Origin of the sequence: Tardiphaga sp. 20_F10_N6_6 (genome assembly GCF_052076045.1) — a bacterium.
Classification (GTDB): Bacteria; Pseudomonadota; Alphaproteobacteria; order Rhizobiales; family Xanthobacteraceae; genus Tardiphaga; species Tardiphaga robiniae.
In genome coordinates, this window is record NZ_CP197239.1 from 1,730,639 (window position 1) to 1,755,793 (window position 25,155).

The 25,155-nt window shown below is 62.0% G+C and carries 26 protein-coding genes and 1 tRNA gene; 14 read left to right on the forward strand and 13 right to left on the reverse strand.

Features of this window, described 5'->3' with window-relative positions:
* Positions 1 to 70 precede the first annotated feature (70 nt).
* From AB7813_RS08420 to AB7813_RS08450, 7 genes are all read left to right on the forward strand, one after another.
* Positions 71 to 1,483, forward strand: coding sequence for a phage tail sheath C-terminal domain-containing protein (locus AB7813_RS08420; protein ID WP_441228020.1), 1,413 nt, complete (start codon positions 71 to 73; stop codon positions 1,481 to 1,483).
* The gene (locus AB7813_RS08425) at positions 1,483 to 1,989 is read left to right on the forward strand and encodes a phage major tail tube protein (RefSeq protein WP_441228021.1); all 507 of its coding nucleotides are present in this window, start codon (positions 1,483 to 1,485) and stop codon (positions 1,987 to 1,989) included. The genes AB7813_RS08420 and AB7813_RS08425 overlap by 1 nt, the downstream gene beginning before the upstream one ends.
* 68 nt (positions 1,990 to 2,057) lie before the next feature.
* Positions 2,058 to 2,354, forward strand: coding sequence for a phage tail assembly protein (locus AB7813_RS08430; protein WP_441228022.1), 297 nt, complete (start codon positions 2,058 to 2,060; stop codon positions 2,352 to 2,354).
* Positions 2,355 to 2,474: 120 nt separating this feature from the next.
* Complete coding sequence (locus AB7813_RS08435; protein WP_441228023.1) at positions 2,475 to 4,700, forward strand: phage tail tape measure protein; 2,226 nt, start codon at positions 2,475 to 2,477, stop codon at positions 4,698 to 4,700.
* A 29-nt stretch (positions 4,701 to 4,729) separates the two neighbouring features.
* A complete protein-coding gene (locus AB7813_RS08440; protein WP_441228024.1) occupies positions 4,730 to 5,116 on the forward strand; it encodes a phage tail protein in 387 nt (128 codons plus the stop codon).
* A complete protein-coding gene (locus AB7813_RS08445; RefSeq protein ID WP_441228025.1) occupies positions 5,100 to 5,312 on the forward strand; it encodes a tail protein X in 213 nt (70 codons plus the stop codon). The genes AB7813_RS08440 and AB7813_RS08445 overlap by 17 nt, the downstream gene beginning before the upstream one ends.
* Complete coding sequence (locus AB7813_RS08450) at positions 5,303 to 6,358, forward strand: hypothetical protein (RefSeq protein ID WP_441228026.1); 1,056 nt, start codon at positions 5,303 to 5,305, stop codon at positions 6,356 to 6,358. The genes AB7813_RS08445 and AB7813_RS08450 overlap by 10 nt, the downstream gene beginning before the upstream one ends.
* A 101-nt stretch (positions 6,359 to 6,459) precedes the next feature.
* Here the strand turns inward: AB7813_RS08450 and AB7813_RS08455 are convergent.
* The 5 genes from AB7813_RS08455 to AB7813_RS08475 form a co-directional block, all read right to left on the reverse strand.
* A tRNA-Gly gene (locus AB7813_RS08455) sits at positions 6,460 to 6,533 on the reverse strand.
* A gap of 1,100 nt (positions 6,534 to 7,633) precedes the next feature.
* Positions 7,634 to 8,428: a MetQ/NlpA family ABC transporter substrate-binding protein gene (locus tag AB7813_RS08460; protein WP_439083214.1), complete on the reverse strand. Its 795-nt coding sequence runs from the start codon at positions 8,426 to 8,428 to the stop codon at positions 7,634 to 7,636.
* A gap of 45 nt (positions 8,429 to 8,473) precedes the next feature.
* A complete protein-coding gene (locus tag AB7813_RS08465; protein WP_068732062.1) occupies positions 8,474 to 9,139 on the reverse strand; it encodes a methionine ABC transporter permease in 666 nt (221 codons plus the stop codon).
* A complete protein-coding gene (locus tag AB7813_RS08470) occupies positions 9,129 to 10,250 on the reverse strand; it encodes a methionine ABC transporter ATP-binding protein (RefSeq protein ID WP_439083213.1) in 1,122 nt (373 codons plus the stop codon). The genes AB7813_RS08465 and AB7813_RS08470 overlap by 11 nt, the downstream gene beginning before the upstream one ends.
* 207 nt (positions 10,251 to 10,457) lie before the next feature.
* Positions 10,458 to 11,420, reverse strand: coding sequence for an aliphatic sulfonate ABC transporter substrate-binding protein (locus AB7813_RS08475; RefSeq protein WP_439083212.1), 963 nt, complete (start codon positions 11,418 to 11,420; stop codon positions 10,458 to 10,460).
* A 423-nt stretch (positions 11,421 to 11,843) separates the two neighbouring features.
* On the opposite strand from AB7813_RS08475, the gene AB7813_RS08480 reads away from it, so the two are divergent.
* From AB7813_RS08480 to AB7813_RS08490, 3 genes are all read left to right on the forward strand, one after another.
* Positions 11,844 to 12,752, forward strand: coding sequence for an aliphatic sulfonate ABC transporter substrate-binding protein (locus AB7813_RS08480; RefSeq protein WP_439084224.1), 909 nt, complete (start codon positions 11,844 to 11,846; stop codon positions 12,750 to 12,752).
* A gap of 33 nt (positions 12,753 to 12,785) precedes the next feature.
* Positions 12,786 to 13,601 carry a MetQ/NlpA family ABC transporter substrate-binding protein gene (locus tag AB7813_RS08485; protein WP_439064238.1) on the forward strand — a complete coding sequence of 272 codons (816 nt, stop codon included), beginning with the start codon at positions 12,786 to 12,788 and terminating at the stop codon, positions 13,599 to 13,601.
* 122 nt (positions 13,602 to 13,723) lie between these two features.
* On the forward strand, positions 13,724 to 14,398 hold the full coding sequence (locus AB7813_RS08490; protein ID WP_439083211.1) for a peptidoglycan recognition protein family protein: 675 nt from the start codon (positions 13,724 to 13,726) through the stop codon (positions 14,396 to 14,398).
* A gap of 3 nt (positions 14,399 to 14,401) precedes the next feature.
* Here the strand turns inward: AB7813_RS08490 and AB7813_RS08495 are convergent, their stop codons facing one another.
* A complete protein-coding gene (locus AB7813_RS08495) occupies positions 14,402 to 15,223 on the reverse strand; it encodes an aspartate dehydrogenase (protein WP_439064240.1) in 822 nt (273 codons plus the stop codon).
* A gap of 314 nt (positions 15,224 to 15,537) precedes the next feature.
* Here AB7813_RS08495 and AB7813_RS08500 point away from each other — a divergent pair, with 314 nt between their 5' ends.
* Positions 15,538 to 16,374, forward strand: coding sequence for a siderophore-interacting protein (locus AB7813_RS08500; protein ID WP_439064241.1), 837 nt, complete (start codon positions 15,538 to 15,540; stop codon positions 16,372 to 16,374).
* A gap of 31 nt (positions 16,375 to 16,405) precedes the next feature.
* On the forward strand, positions 16,406 to 17,884 hold the full coding sequence (locus AB7813_RS08505) for a GH1 family beta-glucosidase (RefSeq protein WP_441228027.1): 1,479 nt from the start codon (positions 16,406 to 16,408) through the stop codon (positions 17,882 to 17,884).
* Position 17,885: 1 nt separating this feature from the next.
* On the opposite strand, the gene AB7813_RS08510 is transcribed toward AB7813_RS08505, so the two are convergent.
* Genes AB7813_RS08510 through AB7813_RS08530 form a run of 5 tightly spaced genes read right to left on the reverse strand, consistent with a single transcriptional unit; the run spans position 17,886 to position 22,438 of the window.
* On the reverse strand, positions 17,886 to 18,725 hold the full coding sequence (locus AB7813_RS08510) for a phosphodiesterase (protein WP_439064243.1): 840 nt from the start codon (positions 18,723 to 18,725) through the stop codon (positions 17,886 to 17,888).
* Entirely contained in the window at positions 18,725 to 19,786 is a 1,062-nt protein-coding gene (locus AB7813_RS08515) for an ABC transporter ATP-binding protein (protein WP_439064244.1), read from the reverse strand. The genes AB7813_RS08510 and AB7813_RS08515 overlap by 1 nt, the downstream gene beginning before the upstream one ends.
* On the reverse strand, positions 19,783 to 20,568 hold the full coding sequence (locus AB7813_RS08520; protein ID WP_120293094.1) for an ABC transporter permease subunit: 786 nt from the start codon (positions 20,566 to 20,568) through the stop codon (positions 19,783 to 19,785). The genes AB7813_RS08515 and AB7813_RS08520 overlap by 4 nt, the downstream gene beginning before the upstream one ends.
* Before the next feature lie 4 nt (positions 20,569 to 20,572).
* Positions 20,573 to 21,388: an ABC transporter permease gene (locus tag AB7813_RS08525; RefSeq protein ID WP_068732044.1), complete on the reverse strand. Its 816-nt coding sequence runs from the start codon at positions 21,386 to 21,388 to the stop codon at positions 20,573 to 20,575.
* Between the two features lie 42 nt (positions 21,389 to 21,430).
* Complete coding sequence (locus AB7813_RS08530; RefSeq protein ID WP_120293156.1) at positions 21,431 to 22,438, reverse strand: ABC transporter substrate-binding protein; 1,008 nt, start codon at positions 22,436 to 22,438, stop codon at positions 21,431 to 21,433.
* Between the two features lie 210 nt (positions 22,439 to 22,648).
* Between AB7813_RS08530 and AB7813_RS08535 the strand changes: the two genes are divergently transcribed.
* Positions 22,649 to 23,062: a hypothetical protein gene (locus AB7813_RS08535; protein ID WP_120293092.1), complete on the forward strand. Its 414-nt coding sequence runs from the start codon at positions 22,649 to 22,651 to the stop codon at positions 23,060 to 23,062.
* 8 nt (positions 23,063 to 23,070) lie between these two features.
* Here the strand turns inward: AB7813_RS08535 and AB7813_RS08540 are convergent, their stop codons facing one another.
* Positions 23,071 to 23,394: a GrlR family regulatory protein gene (locus tag AB7813_RS08540; RefSeq protein WP_089264760.1), complete on the reverse strand. Its 324-nt coding sequence runs from the start codon at positions 23,392 to 23,394 to the stop codon at positions 23,071 to 23,073.
* Positions 23,395 to 23,511: 117 nt separating this feature from the next.
* The gene (locus AB7813_RS08545) at positions 23,512 to 23,760 is read right to left on the reverse strand and encodes a hypothetical protein (protein ID WP_184517958.1); all 249 of its coding nucleotides are present in this window, start codon (positions 23,758 to 23,760) and stop codon (positions 23,512 to 23,514) included.
* Between the two features lie 220 nt (positions 23,761 to 23,980).
* On the opposite strand from AB7813_RS08545, the gene AB7813_RS08550 reads away from it, so the two are divergent.
* The gene (locus AB7813_RS08550; protein WP_184517961.1) at positions 23,981 to 25,126 is read left to right on the forward strand and encodes a GGDEF domain-containing protein; all 1,146 of its coding nucleotides are present in this window, start codon (positions 23,981 to 23,983) and stop codon (positions 25,124 to 25,126) included.
* Positions 25,127 to 25,155: the final 29 nt, after the last annotated feature.

Genomic DNA, 25,155 nt, shown 5'->3' on the forward strand with positions numbered 1-25,155 from the left:
AGGAGGAAACACGACCCATCCGCGCGGACAATGGCGGCAATCAAACCGTTAGGCACCCGCAAGGAAAAATATGGCCGTTGACACTTTTCTGCACGGCGTCGAAGTCATCGACATCAACGACGGCGCGCGCCCCATTCCCACCGTGCGGGCCAGCGTTATCGGCATCGTTGGCACCGCGCCCGATGCTGACGCTACCGCCTTCCCGCTGAACACCCCCGTGCTGATCGCGGGTAGTCGCGTTGAAGCTGCCAAGCTGGACACGACCGGCGACGAACAAGGCACGCTGCCCGAAGCGCTGGACAGCATCCTGGACCAGTCCGGCGCCGTCGTCGTCGTCGTTCGAGTCGAGGAAGGCGAAACCGACGCGGAAACGCTGGCCAACGTGCTGGGCGGCGTCGATGCGGCGACTGGCCAATATCTTGGCATCTACGCATTCAAGGCCGCCGAATCCGTGTTGGGTTTCGCGCCGCGCATCCTGCTGGCACCTGGCTTCACTGACGAGCGCGTTACGGGCGGCCTGCTGGCGGTGAACGTCACCACGGCAGGCACGGGCTACACGACCGCGCCGGCTGTCACGTTCACCGGGGGCGGTGGCAGCGGCGCCGAAGCAACGGCAACCGTTGTCGGCGGCGCAGTCACCGCCGTGACCGTCACGAAGCACGGCAGCGGCTACACCAGCGCGCCCGCCGTCGCATTCACTGGCGGCGGCGGCACTGGCGCCGTGGGCACCGCGTCGTTCGGCACCGCCGGCAATGCCGTGGTAGCCGAACTTATCGGCATCGCGGAATCGCTGCGCGGCGTCATCATCGCTGACGGCCCGAACACGAACGACGCGGACGCCATCGCCTACGCGGGCGACTTCGGCAGCGACCGCGTGTATCTGGTGGACCCGCAGGTGATCCGCACTGGCAGCGACGGCAACACCGAAAGCGCCTATGCCAGCCCGTGCGTGGCCGGCTTGATTGCCAAGTCCGACGCAGAGCGCGGCTGGTGGTGGTCCCCGTCCAACCAGGAAATCAACGGCATTCAGGGCACGTTCCGCGCCATCGATTTCAAGCTGGGCGACAGCAACGCGCGCGCGAACCTGCTGAACGAAAAGAACGTGGCCACCATCATCCGCCAAAGCGGGTTCCTGCTCTGGGGCAACCGTTCGCTGTCCGGCGGGTTCCTGTGTGTTCGCCGCACGCAGGACATCATCGACGACAGTCTGGCCGCCGCGCACATGTGGGCAGTGGATCAAGGCATCACGAAAAACTACATCACCGAAGTGGTGGAGCGGGTAAACTCGTATCTGCGCTATCTGGTGACGCAGGGTGCCATCCTTGGCGGTTCGTGCTGGGCAGACCCGGACCTGAACACGCCGGACCAAATCGCCCAGGGCAAAGTGTTCTTTGACTTCGACTTCACCCCCGTCTATCCGGCCGAACACATCACGTTCCGTTCGCACCTGGTGGATGACTACATCAAGGACATCTTCGCATAATGGCCGCCCGTGACATTCGCAAAAACTTTAACCTGTTCGTGGATGGCAAAGGCTATGCCGGACAGGTTGAAGAATTCAACACCCCGAAGCTGACGCTTCAAACCGAAGACTTCCGCGCGGGCGGCATGGACGCGCCCGTGAAAGTCACCATGGGCATGGAAGCCCTGGATTGTGATTTCAGCCTGAAGGCATACGACCGTGATGTGCTGTCGCTGTTCGGCGTGATTGAAGGTGCCACGGTGCCCATCACCGTGCGCGAAGCGCTGGAATCCTTCGACGGCACGGTGACGCAGGTTATCCGCACCGCGCGCGGGAAAATCACCGAGATTGACGAAGGCACCAGCAAGCCGGGGGAAATCCCGCTGCTGAAAATCACCATGAACCTTGTGTACTACAAGATGCAGCACGGCAGCACGGTGGTTCACGAAATCGACGTGGAAAACATGGTGCGCATCATCAGCGGCAACGACGCGCTGGCGGCCATCCGTTCGGCGCTTGGCATCTAAGCCTGGCGCGGGGCCGACCATGCGCCGGCCGGCCCTACCCAAAACAAAATACGACACACAGGTGAAGCATGGCGAAAATTACCACCCCCGAAGCTGAAGCGAAGTTCAAGGACAACGGCGACGGCACCATGACCATCAACCTTTCTCGCCCGCTGGAAATCGACGGCGCGAAGGTGGGTTTTCTGACGATGCGCGAGCCGACCGTCAACGACCAGCTGGTGGCATCCGAAGCGAAGGGCAGCGAAGGCATCAAGGAAGTTTCCTACTTCGCCAATCTGTGCGACGTGACGCCCGACGACATCCGCCGGCTTCCCGTCCGTGATTACAACCGCGTTCAAGCCGCCTACGCGTCTTTTACCGACTGAGCGCGGAGTACATACGCGGCGGGGCGTTGGCGCTCGCGTCCCATACGGGATGGGCGCAGGCTGAAATCATGGCCATGCGCACATCCCGTTTCACTTGGTGGCTGGATGGCCTAAACGAACATGGCAAGTAATAAGCGGCTTAACGCAACCATCACCATCGGCGGTTCGCTATCCAGCAGCCTGAAATTCGCGTTCACCAGCGCGAAGGAAGGTCTATCCAGCATCGGTAAGGAAATCCAGGCGCTACAGAAGCGCCAGGCGCTGCTGGGCAAATCAATTCAGACGTTCGGCCGCATGGGCAAGAACGTGGACGGGCTGCGCACCGAGTACGCGAAGCTGACGACGCAGCTAGAGCGCGCGCAAAAGGCCCAGGAAAAGCTTGCCAATTCCCAGGCCAAATACACTTCGCGGAAAGAGTTTGCGCACAAGGCTGCGGGCGTTGGCGTTGCAGCCGGCGCGGCCGGCGCAGTCCTGGGCGCACCGCTGGTGCTGGGCACCAAGGAAGCGAAGGCGTACCAGACGGAAATGGGCCGCGTCATGCAGCTGGGCATGGACGACGACACGAACAAAAAGGCGTTCGACTTCGCCAAGAGCATGAAGACCTACGGCACTAGCCAGCTGGAAAACCTTACGCTGGTGCGTGATGCCATGTCTGTGTTTGGCGACCTGCACCATGCGGAAATGGTGGCGCCTACGCTGGCCAAAATGAAGTTCGGCAATGCCGCGTTCTTCGGCGCTGAGAAAGGCCACGAAAACGAAGCCAAGTTCATGGATATGCTGAAGGTGATCGAGCTTCGCGGCGGCTTGAAGAGTGAAGACGAATTCAAGAACCAAGCGAACATGATACAGCGGGTGATTTCCGCGACAGGTGGACGCGTTGGCCCAGAAGAATGGCGACACATGATTGCTACGGGCGGACTTGCTGCCAAGTCCATGCGCGATGATGCGTTTTTTTACCAGATGGAACCCTTGGTGCAGGAAATGGGCGGCGACCGCGTTGGCACTGGACTCATGTCTAGCTATGCTGCGCTGTACCAAGGTCGGACAACGAAGCGCGCCGCCAACAACCTGGAAGACCTTGGACTGATTGCCGACCACAGTAAAGTGACAGAGGATAAGGCCGGCCAAATCAAGTATCTTAACCCTGGTGCTTTGAAAGGTTCGGACTTATTCCGGCAATCACAATTCGAATGGATGGAGCAAGTTCTACTGCCCACGCTGGCGAAACATGGCATCACGTCGAAGGACGCGATTCTTGACGCCATCGGCAGCATCAATTCGAACAGAAAGGCGTCCGATATCATGGCCGCCATGTATTTGCAGCGCGACCAGATCCGCAAAAATGCAAAACTGAATTCAGGCGCAGCCGACATCGACACGCTGGACCGCGAAGGCCGCAGCATGGCCGCCGGCAAGGAACTGGACGCCGAAGCGAAGCTGGCCGACCTGAAACTGCGCGTGGGGGAAAACATATTGCCCATCTACTCGCGCGCGCTGGAAATGGCGGCCAACGGGTTGGACCGCCTGAACGCGTTCACCGACAAGCACCCGCGCCTGGCCAAGTACATGACCGTTGGACTTGTCGCGCTGTCGGCGGGCCTGGTTGCGCTCGCGCCTGTGCTTATCACCGTGGGCGGCGCTGTCACAACGCTGGCGGCCGGCATGTATGTGGCTTCGCGCGCCGCGCCAGTATTCGGCGCCGCTCTGCGTGGCGCTGGTGTCGCGCTGCGTTTCGTTGGCACGTCGCTGCTGTGGCTTGGCCGCGCGCTTCTGATGAACCCCATCGGGCTGACGATAACCGCCATCGGTGTGGCGGCATTCGTGATTTACAAATACTGGACGCCCATCAAGGAATTTTTCGGCAATCTGTGGAACCGAATAATCGACATATTCACCAACGCGAAGGCTACGCTTACGACCTGGTGGGACAGCCTGGACGTGATGGGTTCGGCCACGCGCGCATTCACCCCGGTGAAAGTGTTTTTCACCGGCTTGGTGGATGACATCGTGAACGTGTGGAAAGTCGGCCTGAAGTGGATCACCGATAAAATCGAGTGGGTGGGCCAGAAGTGGAAAGACACCAAATCGTTTTTCGGCCTGGGCGATGACGGCGCGAAGCCTGGTACGCTGGGTGATGCCGCGAACAGCCCAGGGCCGGAACTGCCGCGACTGCCGGCACGAACTGCGCCTGGCGGCTTCACCGACAACAGCACCAACACCTACACCATCACGCAGCTGCCCGGCGAGAACGGCGCGCAGTTGATGCAACGAATCCTTGATGAGCAGGAACGCCGCAAGAAAGTCCGCGAGCGCGCCGCGATGCCCGACGGAGGCTATGCGCAATGATCGGTTATAGCCTTGGCGGTTCTCTCCCGATGCTGCGCCTGGGTTCGTTCACGTTCAGCGTGAACACGGCGGCCTATCAGGAACTGAAGCGGCGCACGGAATATAAATGGGCCGCGCAGGAACGCTTCGGCCAGCTGGACGCGTTGCAGTACACGGGGCCAGGCGAAGACACCATCACGCTGAACGGCGTCATTCTGCCCGTGTATCGCGGCGGCTTCGCACAGGTTGACGCGCTGCGCGCAATCGCAGCGACGCGTCAGCCGCAGCTACTGATTAGCGGCATGGGCAATGTGTTTGGCCTGTGGGTTATCACGACGGTGGACGAAGGCCAGGGCGTGTTCGCTGCGCTTGGCCTTCCTCGCAAGCAAGAATTCACCGTGTCACTTCGGAAATTCAGCGATGGCATTGCAATATAGTACGCGCGACGGCGACACCGCCGATTACATCGCTTGGAAGCACTACGGCACCACGGAACGCCTGGTGGTCGAACAGCTGCTGGACGCCAACAAGGGCCTGGCAGACATGGGGCCGCTGTTGCCGGCCGGCGTCATCGTTACGCTGCCCGACATCGACACGACGGAGAAAGCAACCGGGGTAACGCTGTGGACGTGATCGCGCCGCACTTGCCCACGTTCCGCCTTGAAGCGAACAGCGAAGACATCACCAGCAAAATCATGGCGCGGTTTATCAGCCTGCGCCTGACGGACGAAGCCGGCATGGATTCGGACATGCTGGAAGTGACGCTGGCCGACCATGACCCGGCGGACCCTATCGCCATCCCGCCCACGGGCGCCGAACTGCGCGTGTTCCTGGGCTACGAAGGGCAGACGACCGACAAGGGCCTGTACATTGTCGATGAAGTAGAATTGAGCGGATGGCCTGGCCAGATGTGCATCCGCGCGAAGGCCGCGCCATACGACACCAGCAAGGGCGGCAAGACCGACTTGCAGACGCAGAAAACGCGCAGCTGGAAAAAGGGCGTGAAGCTGGGCGACCTGGTGGCCAAGATCGCTAAGGAACACGGCATGCAGCCCGCTGTTGCGCCGTCGCTCGCGTCCATCGCGCTGCCGCACTTCGATCAAACCGACGAATCCGACATCAGTTTTCTGATACGCGTGGCCAAGCGCTACGACGCCCTGGCCAAGCCTGCCGGCGGCAAAATCGTGATGGTGAAGCTGGGCGAATCGAAGAATTCGGACGGTGACGACCTGCCAACCATCGCGGTGAATTCCAGCCAGGTGTCCAGCTGGCGCATGACGCTGGCAACCAAGGACAGCCCCGGCACCGTGATTGCCTACTGGCACAACAAGCGGAACGCCCAGCGCATCCCCGTCACCATCGGAAAGGGCGAACCCGTGCGCCGGCTGCGCCACTGGTATCAGACGGAAGACGCGGCGCGGGCCGCCGCCCAAGCCGAACTAGATCGGCGCACCAGGGGTGAACGCACGCTGTCCATCACGATGCCAGGCGACCCCGACGTGCAGGCCGAAGCCACGTTGAACACCAGCGGTTTCCGTGAAGGCGTTGACGGCGAATGGTTGCTGAAACGCGCGGTGCACAGCCTGGGCAAGTCGATGGGCTACCAGTGCGAAATCGAGGCCGAACAGGACAAGGCGACGGACGATGACGAAGACGCGGCCGACGATGACGCAGGATGATTCTTTATTATCGTGCGTGGTGATTTCGCCACAGGGGCACCCTGAAGGGCACCCCGTCTTTTAAGCATCAAACAAAACGGCTTCTAAGTCATTGATTTATATGGAGCGGGTAGAGGGAATCGAACCCTCGTCATCAGCTTGGAAGGCTGCTGCTCTACCATTGAGCTATACCCGCGCGCCGCGTCAGGTAACACGTTGCGCGGCGGGTCTCAACCTCATGTGAGGTCGCATCCCCTGCCCGCTGCTACCGGCAGATTGCGGTTGGATTTCAAGGGGATGGCATGTGGACATGGGGTTTGAGGCTGAAGGCCAGCCGTGGATGCCGGGCCGCCTTGCTCGTCATTCCGGGGCGCGGCCGGCACTTGCCGGACGCGAACCCGGAATCCCGACATGTTCAGCGCAGAACAGGCCGAGATTCCGGGTTCGCGATACGCCGCCTTCGGCGCCTCCTCCCGCCCCGGAATGACGAGTGTGGCGCGGGCAAGACAGCGCTCACACATTTTTTCCTATATCACGTTGACAGTATCCCTATATTGATTATATTCCCTATCGTCCGGCCTCGATGAGAGGGGCGAGCGCGATCGTCACGTTCGCGAGGCTGGATGCGGTGGACGCCGGAGATGCGGCGTTACGCGGTTCATGGGTGACGTCTGTCTTCGGGCAGGACGGATCTGCGCCAGCACTGCCACTGGCAAGGACACGGCCGGCCTTGGGATGGGAAAGACCCCTGGACAGTATGACGGACGACCAATTCGAAACGCGTCCGGCTTAAGTGCTTGAGGCTACCCTGTCCCTCCGCCCTGGGACACTAATTTTGGTGATGGGGCCGTTCGCCAAGGCAGATGTGCAGGCAACCGAAAAAACACCGCAGGCGGAACGCCGGGCACTTCGCCCAGCGCGTCCGAAAGTCCTGATGCACTCTATAGATTGCGGAAGACCGCATCGCATCAGGCCCAAGGGTGCAACGGGCACCCGGCGTTCCGCACGCCCTCTCGATTGAGGGTGGGAAGGAATGCGCAAAACTCGGACGCCATTGGCGCCGCGAGAATGCGAGCGCGTGGCTCTTTGAAATTTTGGAGATGCGATGGCGCGACGGCGCCAGAAATATCCCTCCCCCCGCGCGAAGCGAAGCTTCGCTAGGCGGGAAGGGTCGGCCGAGCGAAGCGGAGGCCGGGGTGGGGGTTGCCCCACGTGAGGGCGCCGCTTGTGGCACCCCCACCCGACCGGCCAAGCGGCCGGCCACCCTCCCCGCAAGGGGGAGGGAAAAGAAGGACCTTACCAGGTCGCGAGCACCGAGCCCTTGAACTTCTCGTCGATGAACGCCTTCACCTCGGGCGACTGATAGCTTTCCACCAGCGTCTTCACCCAGGGCTTGTCCTTGTCGGCGGTGCGCACGGCGATGATGTTCGCATACGGGCCCTTCGGATCCTCGCGCAGGATCGCATCCTTCACGGGATCGAGACCGGCCTGGGTGGCGTAATTGGTGTTGATCCCGGCGACGTCGACGTCAGGCAGCGTGCGCGGGAGCTGCGCGGCATCGACTTCGGTGATCTTCAGCTTCTTCGGATTGTCGGTGATGTCGAGCAGGGTCGGCTTGAAGCCGACGCCGTCCTTCAGCTTGATGATGCCCTTGTCGCGCAGCAGGATCAGCACGCGGCCGCCATTGGTCGGATCGTTCGGGATCGCCAGCGTGGCGCCCGACTTCACCTCGTCCCAGGTCTTCACCTTCTTCGAATAGATGCCCATCGGGAAGTTGATGGTGTTGCCCACCGCAACGATCTTGTATTTGCGATCGGCCACCTGGTTGTCGAGATAGGGCTGATGCTGGAACGAATTGGCCTGCAGGTCGCCGGCTTCCAGCGCCGCATTCGGCACCACATAGTCGGAGAATTCGATGATCTGGATGTCGAGGCCCTTCTTGGCGGCGACGGCCTTGGCGGCTTCCAGCACCTGCGCATGCGGACCCGGGGTCACGCCGACCTTGATGGTCTCCGCAGAAGCGGCGCCGGTGAGTGCGGCAAAGGCAAGGATGGAGAGAAGATAGTGACGAAGAGACATGGTGTTTTCCATTGTGAGTAAACGAGTGTGAGCGGGCCCGCTGATACGGGTGACCACTCAGGAATGTCGCGTGCGCTTGTCGAGGCGGCGCGAGATGAAGTCGCCAAGGCTCTGCACGCCCTGCACGAGACAGATCAGCACGGCGACGACCGTCGCCATGACTTCCGGCATGAAGCGCTGATAGCCGTAGCGGATGCCGAGATCGCCGAGCCCGCCGCCGCCGACGGCGCCGACCATGGCGGAATAACCGATCAGGCTGACGGTCGCGAGCGTGAGCGCCAGCGTCACCGCCGGCATCGCTTCAGGCAACAAGACCTTCCAGACGATCTGCAGCGGACTGGCGCCAAAGGCACGTGCGGCTTCGACCAGGCCCTGATCGACTTCGCGGATGGCGCCTTCGATGACCCTGGCGATGAACGGCGTCGCCGCGATGGTGAGCGGCACCACGGCGGCGCTGGTGCCGATGGAGGTGCCGGCGATCAGGCGCGTCAGCGGCACGATGGCGACGACGAGAATGATGAACGGCGTCGAGCGCGTGGCATTGACGACGAGGCCAAGCAACCGATTGACGTTCGGCGCCGGGAACAGCTCACCCGCGCGGCTCGTCGCCAGAAAGATGCCGAGCGGCAATCCGGCCAGCGTGCCGAAAATGCCGGCCAGCGCCACCATGGTGAGCGTGTCCAGCGTCGACCACAGGATCATGTTGATCAGTTCAGGCGACATAGCCGAGATGCTCCACGGTGTTGCGGGTCGCGGTGAGGTCGGCGATCAGCTTCGCCTGCAATTCCGGCTCGGCCGCGACGGAGGCGATCAGCGTGCCGAACGGATGATCCGCGACATATTCGATCTGGCCATGCATGATGTTGAAATCGACACCGTAGGCGCGCGTCAGCCGTGAGAGTACGGGCTCATCGGCATCGGCGCCGGTGAAGGCGATGCGGATCACGGCCTGACGACCGGGCGCATAGTCCGCGAGCAGCTTGGCCTGCAGCCATTCCGGCACATTGCCGCCGGTGACTTCGCCGACAAAGCGCTTGGTCGTCGCGTGCGTGGGCTTCGAGAAGATCTCGTAGGTCGTGCCCTGCTCGATGATCTGGCCGCCTTCCATCACGGCGACGCGCTGAGCCAGCTTCTTCACCACGGACATTTCATGGGTGATGAAGAGGATGGTCAGGTTGAGATCGGCATTGATCTGCTTGAGCAGCGCGATGATCTGCGCGGTGGTCTCGGGATCGAGCGCCGAGGTCGCCTCGTCCGACAGCAGCACCTTGGGTTTGGTAGCGAGCGCACGCGCGATGCCGACGCGCTGCTTCTGGCCCCCGGAGAGTTCAGCGGGATAACGGTCGCGCTTGTCGGCAAGGCCGACCATGTCGAGCAGCGGCTCGACGATTCCCTTGATGTCTTTGCGGGGCGTGCCGGCGATCTCCAGCGGCAGCGCGATGTTGTCGAAGGCGGTGCGCGACGACAGCAGATTGAAATGCTGGAAGATCATGCCGATGGAGCGGCGCGCCTGGCGCAGCGCCTTCTCATCCAGCGATCCGATGTCGAGGCCGTCGACGGTAACCTTGCCGTGGGTCGGCTGTTCGAGCCCGTTGATGAGGCGAATGAGGGTCGACTTGCCGGCGCCGCTCTTGCCGATCACGCCGACAATGGCGCCTTCGGGCACGACGAGATCGATATTGTCGACCGCCTTCACCTCGGCGGAATCCTTCCGCGACGGGAAGATCTTGCTGACGCCATCGAAGTAGATGATGGCACGCCCTTGTTGGCCAGGATCTTGCGGATCGAGAACTGGCACGGGCGCTCCGGTCGGCTTGGACAGGGGAGCGTTCATTGAATGACGTTTCTGCGCAGTTGTGAAGCACGGGGCCGGCCTGCGTGTCGCGGGCGCCGTGGCGGCAACCTACTGATTTCGGGCATTATTTCAACCGCACTGCACAAATGAGGAAAATCCAGCGGTTTCAATGGCCTGCGGGAGTAAAAGAGTGCCGGGAGACGGCTGGTGACAGCGCTAATCGTCTCCCGGCGAGTTTTCGGGAGCTCAGGAGCCCGGGGTCCAGGTCCAGACGATGTCCTTCACGTTGATCGCCTTGGGGATCAGGCCGAGCTTGTGGAAGCGATCCGCCGTTTCCTGCTGGGTGGCAATGATCCGGTCGTTGATCGGCACCACCGTGTAGTTCGACCGTTCGACGGCGCGCGTGGTGGCGGCCTTGTCGACACCGGTCGCCTCCTGCAGCCGCGTCGCAACCTCGGCGCGATTGGCTTCGGCCCACTTTCCTTCATCGGCAAAGGTCTTGTTGAACAGCGCGACGATGTCCGGATGCCTGGTGGTGAAATCCTTGTTGGCGAGGAAGAACGAAATGGAATCCTGCACGTCCTTGGAGAAGGCAATCACCCGCGCCTGTTTGCCCTCAGCGAGCGCCAGATACGGATCCCAGATCGACCACGCGTCGATATTGCCACCGGCGAATGCCGCCACCGCATCGGCGGGGCCGAGATAGACCGGCGTGATATCCGCATAGGTCAGTCCGGCCTTCTCCAGCGCGGCGATGATCGTGTTATGCGCGCTCGATCCCTTGCCGAAGCCGACCTTCTTGCCCTTGAGATCGGCGAGCGTCTTGATCGGTGAATTCTCGGGAACGACAATGCCCTGATTGTAGCCCCGCGACGGGATGGCGGCGATATAGACGAGATTGGCACGCGCAGCCTGCGCGAAGATCGGCGGCGCATCACCGGCATAGCCGAAGTCGACATTGCCGGTATTGATGGCTTCAAGGATCGGCGGCCCGAACTGGAATTCGACCCATCGGACGCTGATGCCCTTTTCCTTGAACACCTTCTCCAGCGTCGCGCGTTGCTTCACGGCCGGGAAGATGCCGGCCTTCTGGAAGCCGATGCGGATTTCCTTCAACTCCTGCGCCGCGGCTGGCGATGCGGCGAGCCCGGCGGACAGCAACAGTGCTGCGGAGAAACCTGCGACCACGGATCGTCGGGAATAGGACATGCGCTGTTGCTCCAGTTGCGCCCGGGGGATGCAAGGGCGTGATGGTCAAACGCTACGCGCGATTGCGAAGATTGTGCTTTCAAAGGTCGCGGGCAGTCTGCAAGTTTTGCAATCCGAAGGTCAGCTCCGGGAGCAGCTTCATCTCCGCCGCAGGGAAATAACCTGCTCTTCCGCAGCCACCCGGAAGGCATGCAGAGAACGTTTCCGCTGCACAACAAGGCCATCGCAGCATGCCTGCATCGCCGCGCCCGGAACTACAGTTGGCCATTTCATTGACGGAAACGCGCTGCTCTCGCACCTTTGCTGCTCACGAAACATCATCAGCAAAGCAGTCCCAACATGCTTCCGATTCACATCGCCCGCTTCATCGAACGCTTCGTGTTCCGGCGCACCCGGGCGCTGCAACTGGCCGCCGTAGCCTCGATGCTGTCGGTCTCCTTCGCCTGCGCGCAGACGCCGGACACGGTGCGCATCGGCTATCAGAAGTCGTCGACGCTGATCGCCGTGCTGAAGACCAATGGCGAATTGGAGAAGGCGCTCGCGCCGCTCGGCGTGAAGATCAGCTGGCATGAATTCAGCAGCGGCCTGCCGCTGCTCGAAGCCATCAACACCAACAATGTCGACTTCGGCGCCGATGTCGCCGACACCGTGCCGCTGTTCGCGCAGGCGGCCGGCGCCAAGCTCGCTTACATCGCCGAGGAAGCCGCCTCGCCAGCCGCACAGGCGATTGTGGTGCCGGCGGAATCGCCGCTCAAGACGGTCGGCGATCTCAAGGGCAAGAAGGTCGCGGTCACCAAAGGCGCCGGCAGCCACTTCCTGCTGCTCGCCGCGCTGAGCAAGGCCGGCCTCACCTTCAAGGACATCCAGCCGGCCTATCTGCCGCCGGCCGACGGCCGCATCGCCTTTGTCGGTGGCAATGTCGATGCGTGGGTGGCATGGGATCCATTCCTCACCAGCGCACAGCGCCAGTCCAATGCCCGCGTGCTTGCCGATGGCAGCAATGGCCTCGCCAGCTACAAGCGCTACTATCTGTCCTCGGCCGCCTATGCCGACAAGCGCGGTGACGTGCTGAACGTCATTTTCAAGAAGCTCGATGAAACCGGCAAATGGGCCAAGGCCGAGCCGAAGGAAGCCGCCAAGCTCCTCTCAAGCCTGTGGGGCATCGACGCCCCCACTGTCGAGGAAGCCAACAGCCACCGCTCCTACAAGGTCGGCGCCGTCACCAAGGCCGGCCTGTCCGAGCAGCAGATCATCGCCGACGCCTTCTTCAACGAAAAGCTGATCCCCGTGAAGGTCGATGCCAGCGACGTGAAGATCTGGGCGCCGAAGTAATCCCATTCTGACATTCCCTGAAAGACAACGACAATGAAGACCGCCCTCTCCGCCATCGCCGCCGCGATGCTCGCACTCGTCTCCTTTGGTGATCATGCCGACGCGCAGTCCGCCACCAAGCCTGAACTGAAGGTCGGTTTCGTACCCGGCCCCTATATCGACGGCTTCAAGAAGGGCGTCGAGCCCGAGCTGAAAAAGAAGGGCTACACCGTCAAATACTATGAGTTCTCGACGGGTCTGGAAGCCAACACCGCAGTGTTCAAGAACGACATCGACGCCAATGTGATGCAGCACACGGTGTTCCTCGACAGCTATAACCAGCGCCAGAAGACCGACCTGACCGGCATTATCACGGTGCCGACGCCGCCGATGGGTCTCTATTCGACCAAGCACAAGACATCCGATGCCGTGAAGGCCGGCGCCACCGTGGTGGTGCCCAATGATCCCGTAAACCTGCAGCGCGCGCTGTGGATCCTGCGCGATCTCGGCTGGATCGAGATCAAGGACAACAACCCCGTCGACGTCACAGAGCTCGACGTGGTCAAGAATCCGAAGGGCATCAAGATCGTCCCGCTGGAAAACGCGCAGGCGCCGCGCGCCCTCGGCGATGCCGACTTCGCCGCTGTGCAGGGCAATTTCGCGATCTATAGCGGGCTGAAGCTGACCGAGGCCTTCGCACTGGAAAAGATGACCAAGCCCTACACCAATGTCGTGGCCGTCCGCCGGGGCAATGCCGAGGCGCCATGGGCGAAGGACATCGTTGCGGCCTATCAATCGGACACGTTCAAGACTGCGATCCGCAACGACAAGTTCTACGCCGGCTTCACCCTGCCCGAATACTTCAACTGAGCGCAACCTACGCGCGCAGGCTGCCCTAGCGCGACGATCATACCGAGCCGCGGATTTGACTCCCAGCGCGGCTCGGTTACGCTTTCCGGAGGCGTTATGAGACGCCTTCGGAAACGAGGGACATGAGAGATCGGATCGTCGGGGTATTGCTGGCTTTGTGCGCGATCGCCACACCGGCGACCGCCCAGACGCTGTCAAACTTCGAGATCGCCGCCCGCTCCCGCGGCACCCCCGACATTCCCGGCCTCAACATGGTCTGGCTAAGGCCATGGACCGATCTCCGCCACGCCCGTGAATGGCGCAACATCGTCGTCCATCAGTCGGAAGGCGCGGTCGGCTCCGCCTGGCGTAACGCTGTCGCGCAGATGCAGAAACCCGATCGTCGCGGCGTCGCCATCTGGATCGAGACCGACGGCACGGTTTACTGGTCGACGCCCGAATGGGCGGTGCCGAACCATCTCAACCGCGGCAACCGCAACGACAACAAGTATATCGACAACAGCGGGACCTATCAGCAGATCGACAATGACTCATCGATCGGGGTCGAGTTCGTCGGCAACTACCCCAATGTCCGCAAGCCGCCGACTGACGCGCAGATCGCAGCCTGGCGCGTACTCGTCCGCGTGTTGCAGGCCCGCTACGATATCCCGAACGAGCGCGTGTTCGCGCACAACTGGATCGAGTATAAGGATCGCCGCTACTGCGAAGGCTGCGAACTCGCCAGGATCGCCCGGACCCAGGGAATCGAGACTGCGCAGCAGATAGCCCCTGCGCATCAAGCCGAAAGCAGCAAATAGGCTTCAGGTCCCGACGCGCAGCGCCGCGCGCTGCTTGCGCAGATAGGCGATCACCGACAGCGCGGTGATGCGGCCGGTCTTCGGATTCTCCGACGGGATATTCTCGATCTGCATCGAGAACCGCGCGGAATCCGAATCCACTTCGACGCGATGGACGTTGCGCGTCAGCGCCGGATCGGCCCAGATTTCCAGCGTTGTGGCGTCGGGGCCCGCGCCTGCGAGCGACAGCGCGACGGCGACGTTGAGATTGGCGGGAAAGCCCTTGGCAGCCTCGCGCGCCGTGCCCTCGAAAATCTTCATCGGTTCGGTGATGCTCTCGATGTCGATCTTGTTCTCGACGATATAGGGCGCGCCGGCGAGGCCCTTCACCGGTTTGCGCGTCACCATGCGCACCGTGTTGATCTTGCCCTCGGCGGCAGCGGTCACGGCATCGAGCCCGATCAACGCCCCGGTCGGCACCACGATCTGCCCGCCATTGGCCTTGGCCAGCGCGATGAGATCGTCATTGAACAACAGCGCTCCGGCGCTCAGCACGATCGCGGTCTTGCCCTTGCTGACGAACGGCTTGACGATCTCGGGCAGCAACGCTGCGGGCGCACATTCGATCACGATATCGGCGACATCCACGAGGCCTGCGATGGGCAGCACCGGCGGCGCCTTGCCGAGACCGGACAGGAACGCCTGATGCTTCTCCGGATTCTGCACGGCGACCGCCGCCAGAACCAGACCGTCGATACCGCGGTCCAGGGCTTCCGCCACCTTGCGGCCGATCGGGCCAAGGCCAACAATGGCCACGCGCGTGGCAGACTTTGCTTCAGTGCTCATTACGTCGATCTCGTCCAATGATTTCGGGGGCATGCCGCCACATCCGGAAACCGTTCTCCCCCGGAAAGGCCGCAATGTCCATGCGGTGACGTCAGCCAGTTTAGAAGGCTTCCGGCCTCACGCCATCGTGCGTCGCGTGCGACAATCCCGGGCTTGCACGTAAAAGGACGTTTCGCTACCTCTGCCGTGATTGCTGTCTCGGCGAGGCCGCACGTAAGCGTTAACGTGAACCAACGCGCCGATCGAACCTGATCCAGGCTCGACCTGCGCGACATCGCGTCAAACAGGCCGATCTGGATTCCCCGGGAATCCACATGACCGACACATCTTCAGACACCATTTCCAACGATCTTCATCGCATCACGCGCGTTCGGCACGAGCTGAAGCGCCGCCTGCTGACCGTCAAGCGCGTGACGTCGGTGACGCCGCATATGAAGCGCATCACCCTCACGGGCGACGACCTCGATGGCTTCGTCAGCGCGTCCTATGACAACCACGTCAAGGTGTTCTTCCCGCGCCCCGGCGAAGCCGAGCCCCTGATGCCCGCCTTCAGCGAAGGCCGCGTGCTGGTCGATGAGAGCGCGCGGCCAATCGCGCGGGACTACACGCCGCGGCGCTATGACGAAGCCGCGAAAGAGCTCGACATCGATTTCGCCATTCATGATGCGGGGCCTGCCACGACCTGGGCCACCCAAGCCAAGCCAGGCGATAAAGTCGGTATCGGCGGCCCGCGCGGTTCGTTCGTGGTGCCGGACGACTTCGACTGGTACCTGCTGATCGGCGACGAAACTGCCCTGCCCGCCATCGGCCGCCGACTTGAAGAACTGCGTCCTGCCACACGGGCCATCGTGATCGCGGAAGTCGCCGATGCTGCCGAGGAGCAGATCTTCGCATCCAAGGCCTCCGTCACCATCAACTGGTTGCATCGTGGCCAGCAGAGCGCCGGTTCGACCACCCTGATGGAAGATGCCCTGCGCAGCCTCAAACTTCCCGTTGGAGACGGCTACGCCTTCATCGCCGCGGAATCCGAAGTCGCCAAGCGCCTCCGCAAGATTCTCGTCGACGAGCGCCAGCATCCCAAGGCGTGGGTCAAGGCGTCTGGCTATTGGAAAGGCGGCGCAGAGAACTATCATGAGCCGCATGACGACTGATCGTCGCGTCCCGGACTAGCAGGGAGTATAAGTGTCCCATCGTTTCACGCGCCGCGATTTCACTGGGGCGGCCGGCGCGCTCGCCGCCGGCCTCGCCGTCCCGCCTGGAAAGGCCGAAGCTCAAACAGTCTCGGCCACACCGGCGGCGCTTGCCAACGACCGGCGTTTTCCCGCGGATTTCGTCTGGGGCACCGCCACGTCGGCCTATCAGATCGAAGGTGCCGTCGCGGCCGAAGGCCGCGGCCCCTCAATCTGGGATAGCTATTCGCACACGCCGAACAAGATCCGTGGCGGCGGCAACGGCGACCACGCGGTGGATCATTTCCATCGCTACAAGGAAGACGTCCAGCTGATGAGGGCGTTGGGCGCGAAGGCCTATCGCTTCTCCATCTCATGGTCGCGCGTGTTTCCGACGGGCGTGGGCACGCCCAATCCGCAAGGGCTGGATTTCTACAATCGTCTCATCGACGAGTTGCTGGCCAATGGCATCGAGCCATTCGCCACTCTGTATCACTGGGATCTGCCACAGGCGCTGCAGGATAGCGTTGGCGGCTGGGCGTCATCAGATACGCCGAAGGCGTTCGGCGACTATGCTGGCCATGTCGCACAGCGCATCACCGACCGCGTCAAAAACATCTTCACCATCAATGAATGCGGGACCTTCGTGGATTTCGGCTATGGCCACGGCCCGGTCGAGCTCGCGCCCGGCCTCAAGCTGCCACAGCCGCAGCTCAACCAGGTTCGCCATCACGTCGCACTGGGCCACGGCATGGCTGTGCAGGCGATCCGCGCCAATGGACGCGCCGACACCAAGGTCGGCGTTGCCGAGAATGTCGCATCCTGCGTTCCGGCCATCGAGACGCCTGCCAATATCCGCGCAGCCGAAATCGCAACGCGCGAGATGAATGGTGGCTACATGACCGTCATCCTCGAAGGCAGATACACCGATGCATTCCTGGCCTATGCCGGCAAGAATGCGCCGAGCTTCACCGCCGAAGAACTGAAGATCATTTCTTCCCCCGTCGATTTCGTCGGTCTCAACGTCTACATGCCGCAATATTATGTGGTAGCGAGTGGCGATCAGCACGGCTTCGCCCTGGTGCCGTTCCCGATCTCGTTCCCGCGCATGGATTCAGACTGGCTGCGGATCGGACCGGAAGCGCTGTATTGGGCGCCGCGCAATGTTGCGAAGGTTTGGAACGTCAAGCAGATCTACATCAGCGAGAACGGCACATCGGCTGCCGACCGGCCAGCCGGCGACGGCAAGATCCACGACCTCGACCGCGTCATGTACCTCAGGAACTATCTCACGCATCTGCAGCGCGCGACGTCGGAAGACATCCCCGTAGCGGGGTATTTCCACTGGAGCCTGATGGATAACTTCGAGTGGTCGGATGGTTATGAAAAGCGCTTCGGCCTCTATCACGTCGACTTCGCCACGCAGAAACGAACGCCAAAGCTCAGCGCGGAGTTCTATCGCAGCCTGATCGCGGCGAACGCGCTGGTCTAGCTCAGAGCAACTTCCCGTCAGCGCCGAAGAATGGATGCGGGCCGTCGAAGTCGCCGATCGGCACCTGATGCGTGACCAGATGGCCGCCCTCCTCGCCATCCGGAAACCAGACATGCAGGTGGAAAGCGGGCGGTTCGACACGGAAGGACGGCGGACGCAATTCGGCGATGTCGAGATCGACCGCATGGTTCGGCGCCGGGCAGATGGTCGCAACCGTCCCGGCGAATGTCGTCAGTGTCGCGCGATGGACGTGACCGGCGGCGACGATGCGCACGCGCGGATGCCTGCGGACGATGGTTGCGAGGTCATCCGCGTTGAACAGGTCCTGCACGTCCATGTGCTCGATACCGGTGCGGAACGGTGGATGATGCAGGAACAATAAAGCCGGCCGCTCGCGCGATGATGCCAGCGTGGCATCCAGCCACGCCAGCGTTGCCACTTCCAGCGTGCCATGCGGCTTGCCCGGCACATGCGAGTCCAGCAGGATGATATCGAGCGGGCCAACCGTCCGCGCCTGATCGAGCGGGCCCAACGACTTGGCATAGGCCCAATCTGGAAATGCCGCGCGCATCATGTCGCGGGCGTCGTGATTGCCGGGGACGCCGATGAAGGGGATCTTGAGCGGAGCGAGCAGCCGCCACAGATGCTCGTATTCGCCCGGCGTCGGCGTATCCACGAGATCGCCGGAGATGACAACGAGATCGGGCCGCGGATCGAGCGCGTTCAGCTCGGCGACACCGCGCTCCAGCGCCCTCGCCGTGTCGACCTTGCCATAGGCCAGCTCGCCCGGCGCCTTGATATGCAGATCGGAGATCTGCGCGATGATGGTGGGCTTCGACATCAATCTTCTTTCGGCAACACGCGAACCGCTTGAGGCGCGACCGACAGGCCGACGCGCTCCCCTGCACGCACATTGATGGTGTTCGGCGCGTCCACCGTCAACGGCTTGTTCGCCGCACCCGTCACCCCGAGACGCTGGCGATCACCGATAAAGGCGACGCTTTCGACCATGCCGCGCAGGAAGGCGTCTGCCTCGGCGACAATTCCGATGGTCTCTGGCCGGATCATCGCCACCGCCGCAGCGTTGTCGGCGGCGTCATTGAGCGCCAGCCAGCCGCCGGGCAGCGTCAGCCGACCGCCGCTCACCGGCCCCTCGACGATATTGGCCGCGCCGACGAATTCGGCGACGAAGCGGTTCTGGGGAGCAAAGTAGATCTCTCGCGGCGTTCCGATCTGGGCGATAGCGCCCTTGCGCATCACCACAATGCGGTCACCGAGTTCCATCGCTTCGGCCTGATCGTGAGTCACATAGATCGCGGTGATCCCGAGCGAGCGTAGCAGGCTGTTGAGTTCACTGCGCAGCCGGTCGCGCAGCGACGCATCGAGCGCGGTCAACGGCTCATCCAGCAGCAGCACCCGTGGGCGCACGGCCACCGCGCGCGCCAGCGCGACGCGCTGACGCTGACCGCCAGATAATTGATCGATCCGGCGGTTTTCGAGCCCGCCAATATTGGTGAGCGCCACCATCTCGGCGATGCGCGCCTGCCGCGCGGCCTTGTCGACGCCGCGGATCTTGAGCCCGTAGCCGATATTCTCGGCCACCGTCATGTTGGGAAACAGCGCATAGGACTGGAACACCATGCCGACATGGCGCTGCTCGATCGGCACCGCCGTCATGTCGGTCTTGTCGAACAGCACACGACCACCGACATCGGGCGTCTCCAGCCCGGCAATGATCCGCAGCATGGTGGTCTTGCCGCAGCCGGAGGGACCGAGCAGCACCAGCGTCTCACCACTGACGATATCCAGCGAAGCCGGCGCCAGAGCCTGCGTACCGTCCGGAAAGGTCTTGCCACAGTTCTCGATATGGACGGCCGCACCGTGGCCTGCGATCCCGCTCATTTCTTTTCGCCCTTCTCGGCAAACATCTGCATCGCCACCAGAAGAGGCACAATCATGATGAAAAAGATCAGTGTGTAGGCCGATGCCACTTCCAGCCGCATCGACGCGTAACTATCGGCGAGGCCGACCGGCAGCGTCTTGGTGAGCGGCGTGTGCAGCATCCAGGTCAGGTTGAATTCGCCGAGCGACAGCGTCACCACCATCAGCGATCCGGCGAGAATGCCGGGCATGGCGTTCGGCACGATGACATTGCAAAACCGCGTCCATGGCGAGGCGCCGAGCGAGGCAGCGCCCTCGTCCAGCGTCTTAATGTCCACCGAAGCGAACACCGCCATCACCGAGCGCACCATGAAGGGCATGGTGAAGATCACGTGGCCAGTAAGGATGAAGACCCACGACTGCCTGAAGCCACCGAAACCGCCATAGGTGAGCAGCAGCGCCAGCGCGATGGCCAGGCCAGGGATTGCCAGCGGCAGCGTGATGATCTCCTCGATCACGCGCGACAACCTACCGCTCTTCACGTGTAACCCATAAGCCGCGGGCACGCCGACAACCAGCGTCACCGCCAGGGTCGCGAAGGCGATCAGAAACGACAGCCCGATTTCACCGGCATAGAGGTTCCAGACCTGTACCACCCATTGCAGGGTGACGCCCGACTGGATGCCACGGAAGTAATTGACGGTGACGCCAGCGGAAATCGACAGCACAACAGGCACGACGAGGAACGCCGCGACGAGCAGTGTGAAGCCGAGCTGGCCAGCGAAAATCAGGCGATCGCGCATCGGCTTACCCCGCCGCCGCGACAGCGCCGCCGCTCATTGAGCGGGCCAGCGCGAGGATTGCCCAGGCGATCACGCCGAGTCCGATCGACAGCGCCGCCGAGATCGCAAAATTCGCCGCCAATGTGAACTCGGTATAGATCAGCATTGGCAGCACATCGATGTTGGTCGCAAGCGTGAAGGCTGTCCCGAACGCCCCCATCGCCGTCGCGAAGGCAATCGCGCCCGAGGCTACGAAAGCCGGCCCGAGCGCCGGCAGTACCACGTCGCGCTGGACCGCCCACGGGCTCGCACCGAGCGAACGCGCTGCCTCCTCCAATCCGATATCGAGCTTCTGCACCGCGGCCATCACCGTGAGGATCACGCGCGGAATCGAGAAATAGAGATAGCCGAGAAACAGACCGAAGATCGAATAAGCGAATACGACTTTCTCGCCCGTCACCGCGGCGGTGATGGCGCCGATCAGGCCCTGACGTCCTGCAAGGAGAATGATGAGAAAGCCGACCACGACGCCGGGAAATGCCAGCGGAAATGTCAGCATCGCGATCAGCACGGCGCGGCCGGGGAAGCGATGCCGCTGCAGAAACAGGCCCGCGATGGTGGCAATCACCAGCGTGGCGATGGTCGTCGCCGCAGCGAGTACGACCGTATTGATCAGCGTGGCACGATAGCGCGGTTCTGTAATGATCGCGAGATAGGCGGACACGCCGCGCGATCCACCGGCACCGACGGCGAGCAATTGCGCCATCGGCAAGAGGAAGAAGGCTGCTGTCACCACCACGAGCGGCAGCAGGCAGATCCAGATGAAATTACGATGCGACATGAAATTATGGTGCCCCTGCCCCCGCCGGGGCACCATTGTGCATCAACGGACTTCGGCGAGATAGCGGTCGCTGAAGCCTTTCTGCGCCAGCTCCATCTTGCCCCAGTCCACGCTCTTGGCGCGGGCATATTCGCTGTCCGGCAGGAACTTGGCCTTCACGGCTTCCGGCAGGTCGATCTTGCGGGCCGGACGGAGGTAGGCGTTGGTCCAGATCGCCTGGCCCTTGTCGGACAGGAGATAATCCATGACCTTCTTGGCCTTGTCCTTGTGCGGCGCGTTCTTCACGAGACCGACCACATAGGGGAACACGACCGAGCCTTCGCAGGGAATGACGAATTCGAAACTGCCCTTCTCGGAATACTTGGCGCGATAGGCATTGAAATCATAATCCAGCAGGATCGGCATCTCGCCGGAGACGACGCGGGCATAGGATGTCTGCTTCGGCACGATCGCGTCGTTCTTCTTCAGCTCCTTGAAGAAGGCGATGGCCGGATCGAAATTCTGGTCGGTGCCGCCGAGGGCGAGATTGACCGCAACAGCGCCGACATAGCCGACGGCGGCAGACGTCGGATCGAGATAGCCGACCATGCCCTTGTAGTCGGGCTTGGCGAGATCCTTCCAGCACTTCGGCACCGGCTTGCCAGCGAGGGCATCCTTGTTGACGAAGAAGCCGAGCGTGCCGGAATGGATCGTGGTCCAGTAGCCTTCGGAATCCTTCAGGCCGGCATCGACCTGATCCCAGCCGGCAGGCTTGTAGGGTTCGAGTGCATCCTGCGCCTTGGCCTTCATACCGAAAGTGACGCCAAAATAGCCGATATCGCCGACCGGATTGGCCTTCTCGGCGAGGATCTGCGCCAGCGCCTGGCCGGAATTCTTGTTGTCATGCGGCATCTCGATGCTGAGGTCGGTCTTCACGGCCTTGATCATCGACGCCCAGTCGGCCCATTCCGGCGGACAGTTGTAGCAGATGACATCCGCAGCACGGGCGGGCTGCGATAGGGCGGCGAGCGCCAGCGCGGACAGAGCAAATACCAAGCGGAACGGTTTCACGGCGATCGTCTCCATCCTGACGCAGGCTTTAAGGCCGGCGCATAGAAGTCTGAGGGGAATGCGTGACGCCCCACTATAGGCCGCGGATGAAACTTTTGCGACAAAGCCAACCCGCAGCGCATTTGTGCACCGCAATGACCGCGAAGCCCATCGACAACACCCCGCGGAGGATGTGAAATCACGTGTCGCCGCTGATATTGGACCGTTGATGTGAAAGAGACGCCCGAACGCGATCGAGGCCTGCTCGGTCTGGTCGAACGACTCATGAGGAGGCCAGGCGATCCCGAACCGATCAGGCCTGAGCCAGACGCGGACACCAGAGACGGTTTCGATCCGGTCGTCGCAGAGGAGAATCCAGCGGCATCGCTGGAGCCGCAACTTGCGGTCGAGAGCACCCGCACGCTTGGCCGGTCGGAAATCGCGGATGTGATCCTGCGCGCGCTAAGGGGTATCGATGGCTGTCCGACAGCCGGCTTCGAGGTGGTCGTCTATGGCACGCGCCCATGGAACGCCATGTTGCGCATCACGCCGGCCGCCGGCGCGGTGCCTGACGCGCGTGCCTGGCGCCAGCGGGTCCAGGACATGGTTCAGCTGTTGCGACATCAATACGAGTTGCGCGAATAGACCGGAGGCTAGCCTTCCATGCGCACCAGCACGACCTCAAACGGCACGCCGGGGCGTTGCTTGACGACACCTCTGCAGGACGCCGTCGTGGTCTTGGATGTCCCGACCAGATCAATCTCGACCTCGTCGATGCCGAAGATCGTTGGCTGGCCGTCCGCATGCCGGCGGGTCGCAATCGTCGCCGTGAAAGCATCGCCGTTCTGGATATAGGAACCGCTATAGGCGATCACCGTATCGCCGCCCGACAATCGACCATCAGCGAGCGTGATGATCCCCATGCCTTCCTTTTCGGGAATACGAAACCACGCCGAATAACGGCCATCCGGGAGCATGACAAACCTGAACTGTAAGTTGCGGTATAGCCAATTACCACCAACCCATCAGAAAGACGTTAACCAGATCGGTCGCATTGAAACGATCGATCTCGCCTTCCCCAATGTAATGCCGCGCTACTTGCCACCCCCGATATTGCCGCCCTTGATATGGCCGAGCGAGTTGCTGCCATAGGCAGAATTGCCATGATTGCCGCTCATCGCGGCATTACCACGAAAAATCGCCGGCCCTCGCATCTGGCCATAGGTCCCGTAATATCCGTGGTGCGCCTTGTAGCCGCGATGGACTTTCTTCGCCGACGCCGCCGTCGCCGTGAAACTCGCGATCATCAGTGCAGCTGCCGCCGTCGCCAGGATCTTTTTCATGTTCAAACCTCTGTAACGCCCTTCAGGAAAACGCCGGTCGCTGCGTCTCGTTCCGGCACAAATCGTTGCAAAAAACGGTCTTACGACGATCTCCGGACATCCCTTCCATCGGTCTGGTAACGCTTTGCTCACCATACAAAATGGGTGGCCCCGACCGCGATCGGTGGTAAGTGGGTGCTGCTTATTGCGCATCAAATAAATTACACCGCGTTCGGACATCATGTTGCTAGATCAGTCCTCCATCTTCGCAGCGATCGGACTCTCGAGCGCGGCGCTCGCGCTCACATTGCTCGCCACCTGGCTCGTCGCGCGATCCGAGACCTATCTGCTGACTTGGTCGATCGGTCTCGCGACCACGGTCGTTGCCGTCATCATCTATGCAGGCTTCGAACAATATGATTCGAGGCTACAGCTCGCTGCATTCATATTGCTGCTTGTCGGCTTCGGGGTGATCTATGCGGGCACCACGCAATTCTGCTCGAACCAGGCCCATTGGATCCGCGCCGCCCTCGTCACCACTGCAGGGCTCGTTCCGATGATCATCGGCTTTGCGCTTGGTTACACCGGCACCGGCACGATGGCCGCGAATTTTGGCACGGGCCTTCTCGTTGCGCTCTCGGCTGCGCAATATTGGCACGCGCGCGCCGAAGCACCGCTGCTGATGGTCGCAAATGCGTTGCTTTATCTCGTCACGGCCGCATCGTTCGTGGCTTGCGGTGCCGAACTCTTGCGTACCGGACAATTCGTGCTGACCGATCGACCGATGAATTGGGCAGAACAGTTCAATTCACTGATGGTGATCGTCGGTCTGACCGGGATCGGTGCACTGTCACTGACAATCAACCAGATCCGGACGTCGAACCGGCATAAATCCGATGCCATGACCGATCCTTTGACCGGCCTGCTCAATCGGCGCGCGCTGTTTGGCGAAAAGGTAACGGAGACAGCATCCAACACTGCAATTCTGGTGATGGATCTCGATCACTTCAAAACGATCAACGATCAGTTCGGCCACGCCGCCGGCGACCGCGTGCTGCGGGCCTTTGCTGAAGTGATCTTCTCGAACATTCGCGCCGAAGATGTTGCCGCGCGTCTGGGCGGCGAGGAATTCTGCATTGTCCTATCCGCGTCGAGCCCAAAAGCAGCGGCCGCTGTCGCCGAGCGCATCCGATCAACGCTGGAGACAAAGACGTTCCCGACTTCCGCCGGTGTTATCCACGCCACGGTCAGCGTGGGAATCGCGATCCGGTCAGCCGAGCCTGAAACGCTGCAGGCATTGCTTAGCCGGGCCGATGCGGCGCTCTACCAAGCCAAGGCGGCAGGCCGAAATCGCGTGCAGATTTCGGACTTCCATCTGGCCGCCTGAGCCGCGCGACACCCGGTTCCACGAAAAAT